Annotated in this window: 8 protein-coding genes and 1 riboswitch; of the genes, 6 read left to right on the top strand and 2 right to left on the bottom strand. The window is 45.5% G+C overall.

What is annotated here, in order from left to right; all coding sequences use genetic code 11:
• Positions 1-114: 114 nt before the first annotated feature.
• Entirely contained in the window at positions 115-744 is a 630-nt protein-coding gene (msrA, locus tag AB6E78_RS14085; RefSeq protein WP_017058899.1) for a peptide-methionine (S)-S-oxide reductase MsrA, read from the bottom strand.
• 195 nt (positions 745-939) lie between these two features.
• Between msrA and AB6E78_RS14080 the strand changes: the two genes are divergently transcribed.
• From AB6E78_RS14080 to AB6E78_RS14070, 3 genes are read left to right on the top strand one after another with little or no spacing between them, the layout of a single operon-like run.
• Positions 940-2,652 (top strand): autotransporter assembly complex family protein, encoded by a 1,713-nt coding sequence (locus tag AB6E78_RS14080; RefSeq protein ID WP_017058900.1) that lies wholly within the window; start codon positions 940-942, stop codon positions 2,650-2,652.
• Positions 2,649-6,407: a translocation/assembly module TamB domain-containing protein gene (locus tag AB6E78_RS14075; RefSeq protein ID WP_372111200.1), complete on the top strand. Its 3,759-nt coding sequence runs from the start codon at positions 2,649-2,651 to the stop codon at positions 6,405-6,407. Before AB6E78_RS14080 ends, AB6E78_RS14075 begins: the two co-directional genes overlap by 4 nt.
• A gap of 18 nt (positions 6,408-6,425) precedes the next feature.
• Complete coding sequence (locus tag AB6E78_RS14070; protein WP_017069403.1) at positions 6,426-6,782, top strand: gamma-glutamylcyclotransferase; 357 nt, start codon at positions 6,426-6,428, stop codon at positions 6,780-6,782.
• Positions 6,783-6,869: 87 nt separating this feature from the next.
• Here AB6E78_RS14070 and fbp read toward each other — a convergent pair whose 3' ends face one another.
• On the bottom strand, positions 6,870-7,880 hold the full coding sequence (gene fbp / locus AB6E78_RS14065) for a class 1 fructose-bisphosphatase (protein ID WP_008220458.1): 1,011 nt from the start codon (positions 7,878-7,880) through the stop codon (positions 6,870-6,872).
• Positions 7,881-8,166: 286 nt separating this feature from the next.
• On the opposite strand from fbp, the gene mpl reads away from it, so the two are divergent.
• The 3 genes from mpl (at position 8,167) to thiB (ending at position 11,396) form a co-directional block, all read left to right on the top strand.
• Entirely contained in the window at positions 8,167-9,525 is a 1,359-nt protein-coding gene (gene mpl / locus AB6E78_RS14060; RefSeq protein WP_017071296.1) for a UDP-N-acetylmuramate:L-alanyl-gamma-D-glutamyl-meso-diaminopimelate ligase, read from the top strand.
• Positions 9,526-9,563: 38 nt separating this feature from the next.
• On the top strand, positions 9,564-10,187 hold the full coding sequence (locus AB6E78_RS14055) for a flavin prenyltransferase UbiX (protein ID WP_016787846.1): 624 nt from the start codon (positions 9,564-9,566) through the stop codon (positions 10,185-10,187).
• Positions 10,188-10,230: 43 nt separating this feature from the next.
• Positions 10,231-10,350: riboswitch (TPP riboswitch) on the top strand.
• 53 nt (positions 10,351-10,403) lie between these two features.
• Positions 10,404-11,396 (top strand): thiamine ABC transporter substrate binding subunit, encoded by a 993-nt coding sequence (thiB, locus tag AB6E78_RS14050; RefSeq protein WP_102320274.1) that lies wholly within the window; start codon positions 10,404-10,406, stop codon positions 11,394-11,396.
• The last annotated feature ends 5 nt before the right edge of the window (positions 11,397-11,401 follow it).

Here is an 11,401-nt window from a genome sequence, read left to right as displayed (position 1 = left end):
CACAACGGTATGCTAAGAACAAAAATGCCGTTCACTCTTAAGTGAACGGCATTACTTCCTGATGGAAGCCCTTTTTTAATGCGTGTCGTTCACGATGGTATGTCGAACGGCACTTTATTGTGGAGGGAAGCACACACCTGTTCCACCCAACCCGCAATACCCATTCGGATTTTTAGCTAGGTATTGCTGGTGGTAGGTTTCTGCGAAAAAATATTTTCCAGCAGGCAGAACTTCCGTCGTGATCTCGTTGCCTAAAGATTCAGTCATTGCTCGTTGATATTCACGTTTAGAGTGCTCAGCGATAGATTGTTGTTCTTCACTGAAGGTGTAAATCGCAGAACGGTACTGAGTCCCTAAATCGTTGCCTTGGCGCATCCCTTGAGTTGGGTCATGACGCTCCCAAAAGGTTTCAAGTATTCGAGCTAGAGAGGTTTGTTCACTATCAAATATGACACGAACGACCTCGGTATGGCCGGTTTGCCCAGTACATACTTGTTCATAAGTGGGATTAACTGTGTATCCGCCAGCGTAACCAACGGATGTTGAAATAACGCCATCCAATTGCCAAAACAAACGCTCAGCTCCCCAGAAGCACCCCATACCAAACAGGACTTCTTGTTGAGAGCCCGTGGGTGCATCGAGCAGGTCGGTTTGATTGACGAAATGGCGCTCAGTGATTCGAATTGGGTCAGCATTTCCCGGTAGTGCGGTTGCTGCAGAAACCAGTTGTTGTTTGTTTAGCATGTTATATTCCTTTTCGCATACGTTTACCGCGCTGGCTTTTATTTAACGTGGGTTCATATTAACTGTTGGTCAATATTGAATAAGTCTTTAAATTAGACCGTGTTATTCCAGGATTTATTACAGACTCAATGCCTATTTAGCGGTATTATTTCTTTTCACTTATTAACGTATTGATAACTTCTTCACCAATTAAACATGATAAGAAAAACTTTACCAGTTCTGATTGGCACTCTATTGTCATCGACGCTCGCTTTCGCTGACGTTTCCCTTGAAATCAAAGGGCTAGATGGAGCGCTTGAGGATAATGTTGATGCTTATCTGAGTGCGATCCCTGAAGAAGAGTATTCGGTTTCACTAAGATTCCAATCCCGCTTGGAATCTATGATTAAAGAAGCCCTGAATGCGTTAGGCTACTACCACCTTAAAATCACATTTACTCACTCCGAAGATGATACCGAAATGACCGTTACGGTTGAGCCGGGAGAGCCTGTTGTTATTTATACTTCAGATATCGTTCTAACTGGTGAAGCCAAGGATGACCCAGACTTTTTAGCCTTGATAGCGAAGAGTAGCTTGTCTAAAGGTTCGACTCTGAATCATGGTAATTATGACTCTTTGAAATCGTCGATCCGCAACCTTGGCTTAGCGAAAGGCTACTTCGATGGTGCTTATGATCTTAGTAAGCTAGAAGTCGCTCCTGAATTGAACCGCGCTTATGTTCGTCTTCATTATAACAGTGGTATCCGCTATCACTTTGGTACTACTCAGGTTACTGGTAGCCAGATAGAAGAAGATAAGGTGCAGTCACTTAAACCATTTGAGGATGGCGAACCTTACTCAATCACCAAAGTCGGTGAGTACAACCAAAACCTGTCCAATACGGATTGGTTCTCCTCGGTATTTGTTGAACCAGATTTAAGCCAGTTAGGCGAAGGCCGAGAGATCCCGATGAAGGTTAGCCTTGCTCCGCAAGCTCGTAACCAAATCGAAACGGGTATCGGTGTATCCACCGACCTTGGCGTAAAAGGCACTCTGAAGTGGAAAAAACCTTGGGTTAATGAACAAGGCCATAGCTTCAATAGCAGCCTGTCGATTTCTAAACCTGAACAGACGATTACCGCTACCTATAAAATCCCTCTGGATGACGTGCTGAACGACTACTATCAAGTTAAGTACGGTATGAAAAACTTGGATAATCGTGATACCAAGAGTTTGGAGTCAAACTTAGCGCTAGAAAGATATTGGCGACTGGATAACGGTTGGCAACGCACGGTCTTCATTCGATACTTGGTCGAAAACTATGAGCAAGGTTTGCAGGATGATTTAGCGCAATTTGTGCTGCCGGGTATCTCTTTCTCACGCACTCGAACGCGAGGCGGTTCGATGCCGATGTGGGGCGATAAACAAACCATTATGGTTGAAGCGGGTGATGATACCTTGTTATCTGAAACTAAGGTTGTTCGTTTTCAAGGTCAAACCGCTTGGATTCGAAGCATTGGCGACAATCACCGAGGCTTAACTCGACTTCAATTTGGCGGCAACTTTGCCGACGAGTTTGATAAGCTATCTCCCTCCCTAAGATTCTTTGCTGGTGGTGACAATAGCATTCGTGGTTATGGTTATGAGTCGATCTCTCCTCGAGATGAAAGTGGCGCACTAACGGGTGCCAAATTCATTGCAACCAGCTCGTTTGAATACCAATACCGCTTGGTTGGAAACTGGTGGGGCGCAGCATTCTACGACATTGGTGATGCCTTCAATGATAAACCTGAATGGAAACATGGTACCGGCGTCGGGGTTCGTTGGGCGTCGCCCGTCGGCCCTGTGAGCTTAGATTTTGCTTGGGGTCTAGATGCAGCAAAAGGTGATGAGTTCCAGTTACACTTTAGTTTAGGGCCAGAATTATGATCAAAGTGATGGGCAAGTGCATCAAGTGGACGTCGATCTCATTGACGTCTATTTTGCTGTTGTTGATAGCCTTGCTAGGTTTTGTTTTGTTCACCAATCCAGGGTTGAACACTGTGTTGTGGGGCGCTGAAAAAGCGTTGCCACAGCTTAAAGTGGAAAGCACTAAAGGGGCTCTGTTCCCGAGCTTTACGCTTAATAATGTTCAGTTTAAAGATGACAGCCTGCATATAGACACCAAAGTTCAAAAGCTGAACTTGGCGATTAATCCTCGCTGTCTGCTCGACCCTAAGTTGTGTGTCGATCGTTTAGCGATTCAAGGATTGGACTTCGCATTTACTGAACTGCCTCCGGCCTCTACAGAAGAAACAGAACCTACTCCGCCCGTAACATCGGTAAAAACACCGTTGCCAATCGTAATCAACCGTATCGCTTTGTCTGATATCAAGTTGAATATCTTAGGGCATGAAATTGAATGGAGCTTGTTCTCTACGGCTTTGAGTATGCAGGGCGAAAAGCTAACTGTATCGCCAACCTTATTCAATGATCTTAAGGTTAAACTCGCTGAGTCGACAGAAGAACCGCAAGCAGAAAAGGTTGAGCCAAAAGCTGCCGTTAAAACGGCTATCGAATTGCCGGAAGTCTGGATTCCTCTGCAGGTTGTGTTGGAGCGTTTTGACCTCAACCGTTTCACCTTAGAACAAGAAATACCAATCGTTGTTAACCACCTTGGGCTAGAAGCTCGCGCGGGCAAACACACGGTTGATGTTTCAACTCTCGAACTCGATATGCCACAAGCAAGCGCCAATCTAACCACGAAGGTTGAGCTCAAGGGCGGTTACCCGCTAGAACTTTCTTTGGATGCGTTAGTGAAAGAAACCGACCTTGCTGGTCAGAAGTTGTCTCTGAAAGCACAAGGCAGCGTGGCTAAGCTAAACCTAGATTCCCAATTTTCTGAGCTGATTGAGGCAAAGTTGTCTGGGGACATTCAACCCTTAGAACCGACTCTGCCATTTGACCTTCTTTTAGAGGGCGGACAAGCACAGTGGCCCCTTACCGGAAAAAGCGATTACCAAGCGACAATTGAGCAATTCAAAGCTGATGGCTCACTAGATGGTTTCAATGTTCTTCTTAAAGGTGAAGCCGATGGTAAGGAAATCCCTGAATTAGCCATTGATCTACAGGGTAAAGGCACGACGGAACAAATTGAGCTCGAGCGTCTAAAGCTCAACACGCTAGGCGGTGAGCTTAACGGTGTCGTTAAAGCGAACTGGAAGAGTCTCGTTAACTGGCAAGCTGACGTGACACTCAAAGATATTCAGCCGGGTCTGCAGTGGCCTGAAGCCGAGGGCAACATTAGCGGAAGCATCGTCACCTCGGGTGGGTTGACGGAAGCGGGCGGCTGGGCGATTGAACTGCCTAAATTGGATATTGAAGGGATCTTGCGAGAATACCCTCTGGATATCGAAGGTCAGTTGTCAGCGTCGGATCGCAGCGCGAGCGGTGAACCAAAACTGAAAACCAGTGGTTTGAGTTTGGCTCACGGTGTTAACTCGATTAAGGCTCAGGGTGAGCTTGATAAGAAATGGGACATGGGTGTTGAGATTTACTTCCCTGAGCTTGTAAAAAGCGTCCCTGACTTGAAAGGTAAAGTGATTGGTAACATCCAGCTAAGCGGTCTAACGAAAGAGCCTGAAGTCGATCTCGCTCTAAATGTGGATAAGGTAGATTGGAATAGCGAAGCAACACTAGAATCCTTGTCGCTTAATGGCTCTGTGATTCCTCTGCCATTGCCTGAAGCTCAAGCTGATCTTGAATTAAAAGCTAAGAACTTAACCTATCAAGATCAAAGCGTAGAAAGCATTGCTCTCACGGTGAGTGGTGGTGAGAAGAAACACACAATGACACTTGATGTGATATCCGACATCGTGTCTACAAGCTTAGCTATTTCCGGAGAGTTGATTCAAAAGCCTTCTCTTATTTGGGATGGATCGTTAGACAGAGTCAAAATCACTACTCAGCAAGGTCCTTGGGTATTAGACCAACCTGTCGCGATAAAGGCGGATGTCGATAAGCAGTTTGCTGATGTTCAAGCGCATTGTTGGAACCAATCGGGTTCGAGTGTGTGTTTGGATGAAGACGTTCGTGTCGGAAAATCGGGTGAGGCCAAAGTGGCCATCAATCAATTCGATTTCGAGCAGATTAAAGCCTTTGCGCCTAAAGAGACGCAATTACAGGGCTTAGTCAATGCGACTGCTCATGCAAAGTGGTCTGAACAAGATGAGCCTGAAGTCACGGTAAGCGTTGATATGCCGAAAGGTCAGGTTGTTCAACAAGTGGGTGAGCCAATCACACTGGGTTGGGAAAGCGTTGCATTGAATGCCCAACTGAAAGACAACAAACTGGATGCCGATTTTAAGTTGGATGTTTCCGACAATGGTGACCTGTCTGGCACGGTGTCGTTACCGGATATTCTTGCCGAAGACAAAATGGTCGATGCGGCAATTAAGCTGACCACGTTCCATCTTGATTTCTTACAACCAATTCTAGGTGAATACAGCTTATTGAAAGCCGACCTTGAGAGTGATCTTCAAGTTAAAGGCTCTCTGATGCACCCTCAAGTCTTTGGTCAATTCTCTGTTGATGGTATTCAAGTCAAAGGCGATGTTACGCCTGTTGATGTGAAAGATGGCCGCATCGACCTCGACTTTGATGGTTATAGTGCAAAACTGGATGCGAATGTCGAAACACCTGATGGTCACCTTGATATTGAGGGAACCGGAGATTGGCAAGATCTTAAAGCATGGCATTCGAACGTTAGAGTTTTCGCTGATGAGTTGATGGTTGATATCCCACCGATGGTTAAGGTGAAGGTCGTACCTGATATGACTATTGATGTCACACCAGATCTGGCGAAAATCACCGGTGATATTGCATTACCATGGGGACGAATTGTTGTTGAAGATTTACCACCGTCAGCGGTTGGCGTCTCTTCTGATCAGGTTATTTTGAATAAAGATCTAGAGCCAGAAAACGAAGATACGATTCCATTCAATGTGATGACGAATATTAATATCTCCATTGGTGATGACTTTAAACTGTCTGCCTTCGGTCTTGAAGGTGATTTGGTCGGTAAGCTCAACGTGGCTCAAAAAGACCAAGGTCCATTTATTACAGGTGAAGTGAACATCGTCGATGGTACTTATCAATCATTCGGGCAAGACCTCTTGATCGAAGAGGGTAAGATCCTAATGAATGGACCACCGGATCAGCCATACGTAGCCATCAACGCGATTCGTAATCCTGATAATACTCAGGATGACGTGACCGCTGGTATTCGAGTGACTGGCCCTGCGACAGAGCCTACCATCGAGATTTATTCTGACCCAGCGATGCCACAAGCGAACGCACTGTCTTATATTTTGCGTGGCCAAGATATCGACGGTGAGTCGAGCGGTTCGATGACAACGACTTTAATCGGTTTGAGTTTAGCGAAGAGTGGTAAGGTTGTTGGTGAAATCGGTGAAGCCTTTGGTGTAAAGGACTTGCAACTGGATACTGCAGGCTCTGGCGATGACTCTCAAGTGACGGTAAGTGGTTACATCCTGCCTGGCTTACAGGTGAAGTATGGTGTGGGTATCTTTAACTCGTTAGGTGAGTTTACCGTTCGTTATAGATTGATGCAGGATCTCTATGTTGAAGCTGTTTCTGGCCTAGACAGTGCTGTGGATCTTCTCTATCAATTTGAGTTCGAGTAGAGCCGTATGGGAGGGCATATGCAGCATCTTGTTTTTGTCTATGGAACCTTGAGGCAAGGTCAGTCCAATCACCATTATTTGCAGGGCTGCGATTTATTAGGGCAGTTTGATACACCTAAGGAATACGCACTTTTTGATTTAGGTGCCTATCCGGCGATGATTTTGGGAAAGAAAAGTGTCGCTGGTGAGGTCTATATCATTAACGACGAAATTTTAGAGTCGCTCGATCGGCTAGAAGATGTTCCTGTTGAGTATCGTCGCGAGCAAATAGAGACTATATTTGGATTAGCATGGGTATATTTGTATCAGCTTGATCTAACAGCTAATAAAGAAATACTTTCGGGTAACTGGTGTCAGCGGAACAATGATTCCTAACTAGTTAATCACCTTACGAGACAACAAAAAGCCAGCACTGAGGTGCTGGCTTTTTAATAGCGTTAGTTTGAGAATGAAATGAGAGGGTTACTCAGGGTTCAGCTCAAGAAACTCTTCTACTTTACGTACCATTTTTGTTGAACCAACGAAGAAAGGCACACGTTGGTGTAGCTCAGTTGGTTTGATATCCATGATACGCTGTGCACCGTCTGATGCAATACCGCCAGCTTGCTCCATAAGGAAAGCAATAGGGTTGCATTCATAAAGCAAACGCAATTTACCTTGAGGGTGGCTCTCTGTACTTGGGTATAAGTAGATGCCGCCTTTTAGCAAGTTACGGTGGAAATCAGACACAAGAGAACCAATGTAACGTGACGTGTAAGGGCGGTTATCGCTTGGCTCGCTTTCCTGACAGTATTTGATGTACTTCTTAACACCGGTTGGGAAGCGGATGTAGTTACCTTCGTTGATCGAGTAGATCTTGCCTTCGTCTGGAATCATCATGTTTTCATGAGATAGACAGAAAGTACCCAGAGATGGATCGTAGGTGAAACCATTTACGCCAGCACCAGTTGTGTAAACCAGCATGGTTGAAGAACCGTAAATTACGTAGCCGGCAGCTACCTGTTTGTGACCTGGTTGCAGGAAGTCTTCTTGAGTCGGTGGTGTTCCGATTGGAGAGACACGGCGGTAGATAGAGAAAATCGTACCAACCGATACATTTACATCGATATTTGATGAACCATCAAGTGGGTCCATCAACACGACGTATTTTGCGTTTTTGTTGAGCTCTTTATTGAAGGCAACCGCTTCGTCTTCTTCTTCACTTGCAACACCACAAACTTGGTCACGAGCTTCTAGAGCCGCTTTAAATTTGTCGTTCGCATAAAGGTCTAGCTTCTGCTGCTCTTCACCTTGAACGTTGTCTGTACCAACAGCGCCAGTAATGTCGACAAGACCTGCTTTGTTGATTTCACGGTTAACAATTTTTGCAGCAAGACGAATTGATGACAAAAGGGATGATAGATCACCACTTGCATGGGGAAAGTCACTCTGTTTCTCAACAATGAACTCACCAAGGGTGCGCATCTCAGACATGTTATTTCCTTAAACTTCTCTGAATATTAGGGGGGATTTGAGCACCATAGAATTTGCCTCTTAAGTGGGCTTTATTCATCTAGACGCTTACCTAAATTCTAAAGGTTAGATCTTTTTAATGGTAATGAACTAAGCGACACAGATCTCACTTACTATGTCGACTCAATTTGTTTTGCATTGCTGCTCGCTTTTAAGCGTCATTTAATGATAATGAGTACAAGCCGTTTTAATTAGGCACTGTTAATTTAGCCACTGTTAATTTAGCCAAGCGTTTTGGAAGCAATTTATGCATATTCATATCTTAGGAATTTGTGGCACCTTCATGGGTGGTGCTGCGGTATTGGCTCGTCAATTAGGTCACAAGGTTACGGGTAGTGACGCGAATGTTTACCCACCAATGAGCACCTTGTTAGAGTCGCAAGGGATTGAAATTATTGAAGGGTTCGACCCAAGCCAACTAGAGCCTAGGCCTGACCTGGTGGTTATCGGTAATGCGATGAGCCGTGGTAACCCATGTGTTGAGTATGTCTTGGATAACAACCTTAGATACACCTCTGGTCCACAATGGCTGCAAGAGTTCTTATTGCATGACCGCTGGGTTCTTGCGGTGTCCGGTACTCACGGTAAAACCACAACTTCCAGTATGTTGGCTTGGATCTTGGAAGACTGTGGCTATGCACCGGGCTTCTTAGTTGGCGGAGTGTTGGGTAACTTTGGTATCTCTGCTCGCCTTGGTGAAAGCATGTTCTTCGTGGTAGAAGCCGACGAATACGACAGTGCTTTTTTCGATAAACGATCTAAGTTCGTTCATTACCACCCAAGAACCTTAGTGATGAATAACCTAGAGTTCGATCATGCGGACATCTTTGACGATCTTGAAGCGATTAAGCGACAATTTCATCATTTGGTGCGTACTGTGCCAAGCAATGGTCGCATTTTCTCACCTAAGCAAGACAGCGCTATTGAAGATGTTCTAGCTCGCGGTTGCTGGAGTGAAACTGAATCGAGTGGCGAGCAAGGCGACTGGGATGCCAAGAAACTGGTCAAAGATGGCTCTCAATTTGAGGTTTACTTCCAAAATGAATGTGTTGGAACCGTAAATTGGGATTTAGTGGGCGACCACAACGTAAATAATGCTTTGATGGCGATTGCAGCTGCACGTCATGTGGGCGTGACACCTGACCTTGCTTGTGAATCACTAGCTACCTTTATTAATACTAAGCGCCGTTTGGAGTTTAAAGGCGAGGTGGCAGGTGTGTCTGTTTATGATGATTTTGCTCATCACCCAACGGCGATTGAACTTACGCTCGGCGGCTTACGTAATAAGGTCGACTCGAAAAAAATCATTGCCGTTTTAGAGCCTCGTTCCGCCACCATGAAACGTGGTGTGCATAAAGAAACCTTGGCTGATTCGCTTAAACAAGCGGATTCTACCTACTTATTCCAACCGGATAACATTGATTGGTCAGTTCAAGATGTTGCAGACGCTTGTCACCAACCGGCACACGTGAGTGATGACATGGATGCATTCGTTGCTAAAATTGTCTCAGAGGCACAAGCTGGCGACCAAATTTTGGTAATGAGTAATGGTGGCTTTGGTGGCATTCATCAAAAACTGTTGGATGGATTGGCACTCAAAGGCTAACGGCATCCACGACCTTATAATTTGAAGTAATTGAGAACATGACAAAACACGATAAAGCGATAACCCTTGCTTTCACTGGCGCATCCGGTGCGCCTTATGGCCTGCGTTTACTTGAATGCCTTTTGGCAGCCGATTATCAGGTCTACTTGCTGATTTCATCGGCAGCGCGAGTGGTATTGGCGACCGAGCATGAACTTAAGTTACCTGCTGGGCCAGATGCGGCGAAACAAGCTTTGGTTAAACATCTTGGCTGCGACCCTGAAAAGCTGGTGGTGTGTGGCAAAGATGATTGGTTCTCGCCGGTTGCCTCTGGTTCAGCAGCACCTAAACAGATGGTCGTTTGTCCATGTTCAGCGGGAAGCTTGGCTTCGATTGCTCATGGTCTATCAGATAACCTGATTGAGCGAGCAGCAGACGTAGTCATGAAAGAGCGAGGCCAATTGTTGTTGGTGGTTCGCGAGACGCCATTTTCGACGCTTCATCTCGAGAACATGCACAAACTTTCGACCATGGGCGTAACGATCATGCCTGCAGCTCCGGGTTTTTATCATCAACCCAAGTCAATTGAAGATCTGGTCGACTTTATGGTGGCGCGTATTCTAGATCACCTTGGTATCGAACAAGGTTTAGTGCCACGTTGGGGTTACGATCAACGTAATTGATCCAAACTTGATAGCTTATTGTTAAAAATCAAATTACAATTCTGAACACTCATCGGGGAGCGAACCATTCAAATAATGAATGCGAGCTGAGATCAAGCAGGTGCTTGGGACCCGTAAACCTGAACCAGATAATGCTGGCGTAGGAATTGAGTTAGGAACAACCTCTACCGTTCTCCTCCCTCAAACCTGTGCCGCTCAGACCATGGAGAGCGTCCAGTGAAATTCACATTAACTACCCTTGCTGTTACTACAGCTATTTCTTTTTCTGCCTTTGCTGCAGACAACACTTTGACTATATACACCTATGACTCTTTTGCTGCGGATTGGGGCCCTCGTCCTGCCGTTGAAAAAGCATTCGAAGAGAAGTGTGGTTGTGATGTGAATTTTGTCGCTCTAGAAGATGGCGTGTCTATTCTGAACCGTTTACGTCTTGAGGGCGGCAACAGCAAAGCCGATATCTTGCTAGGTCTCGACAACAACCTGATGGCTGAAGCGAAAGCGACGGGCTTATTGGCTGAGCATAATGTTGATACGTCATCGGTAACGCTTCCTAATGGTTGGAACGACAGCACTTTTGTACCCTATGACTTTGGCTACTTTGCTTTTGTTTACAATAAAGAGAAACTGGAAAACCCGCCGAAGAGCTTGAAAGAACTGGTTGAGCAGCGTGATGATCTTAAGGTCATCTACCAAGATCCACGTACATCAACACCAGGCCAAGGCATGATGCTTTGGATGAAATCAGTATACGGTGATGAAGCGACAGCAGCATGGAAGAAGCTTGCTCAGAAAACAGTGACTGTAACCAAAGGCTGGTCTGAAGCTTACTCTATGTTCCTAGAAGGCGAGTCGGATTTAGTGTTGTCTTATACAACGTCTCCGGCTTACCACATTATTGCTGAAAGCGATTCTAAGTATGCAGCAGCAAGCTTCGAAGAAGGGCATTACACTCAAGTGGAAGTGGCCGCTAAGGTTAAAGGCAGCAAGAACGAAAAGCTTGCTGATGAGTTTATGGCGTTTATCCTAAGTGATGAATTCCAATCGGCGATGCCAACAGGCAACTGGATGTACCCAGTGACCGATATTGAGCTTCCAAAAGGGTTCGAGCAACTTACGGTTCCTCAGAAAGCGCTAAGCTTTACGCCCGAAGAAATTGCAGCTAAGCGTAAGCCATGGATTCGTGAATGGCAGAGTGCACTTACTTTTTAATTTGC

It is taken from the genome of Vibrio sp. 10N.247.310.98 (assembly GCF_041467395.1).
In the GTDB taxonomy this organism is placed as follows: Bacteria; Pseudomonadota; Gammaproteobacteria; order Enterobacterales; family Vibrionaceae; genus Vibrio; species Vibrio crassostreae_C.
This window is presented reverse-complemented; position numbering and strand designations above follow the sequence as displayed.

Excerpts from the sequence above, each read along its gene's own strand:
- mpl (WP_017071296.1), top strand. The coding sequence starts at position 8,167 with ATGCATATTCATATCTTAGGAATTTGTGGCACCTTCATGGGTGGTGCT.
- AB6E78_RS14070 (WP_017069403.1), top strand. The coding sequence starts at position 6,426 with ATGCAGCATCTTGTTTTTGTCTATGGAACCTTGAGGCAAGGTCAGTCC.
- AB6E78_RS14055 (WP_016787846.1), top strand. The coding sequence starts at position 9,564 with ATGACAAAACACGATAAAGCGATAACCCTTGCTTTCACTGGCGCATCC.
- fbp (WP_008220458.1), bottom strand. The coding sequence starts at position 7,880 with ATGTCTGAGATGCGCACCCTTGGTGAGTTCATTGTTGAGAAACAGAGT.
- AB6E78_RS14080 (WP_017058900.1), top strand. The coding sequence starts at position 940 with ATGATAAGAAAAACTTTACCAGTTCTGATTGGCACTCTATTGTCATCG.
- msrA (WP_017058899.1), bottom strand. The coding sequence starts at position 744 with ATGCTAAACAAACAACAACTGGTTTCTGCAGCAACCGCACTACCGGGA.
- AB6E78_RS14075 (WP_372111200.1), top strand. The coding sequence starts at position 2,649 with ATGATCAAAGTGATGGGCAAGTGCATCAAGTGGACGTCGATCTCATTG.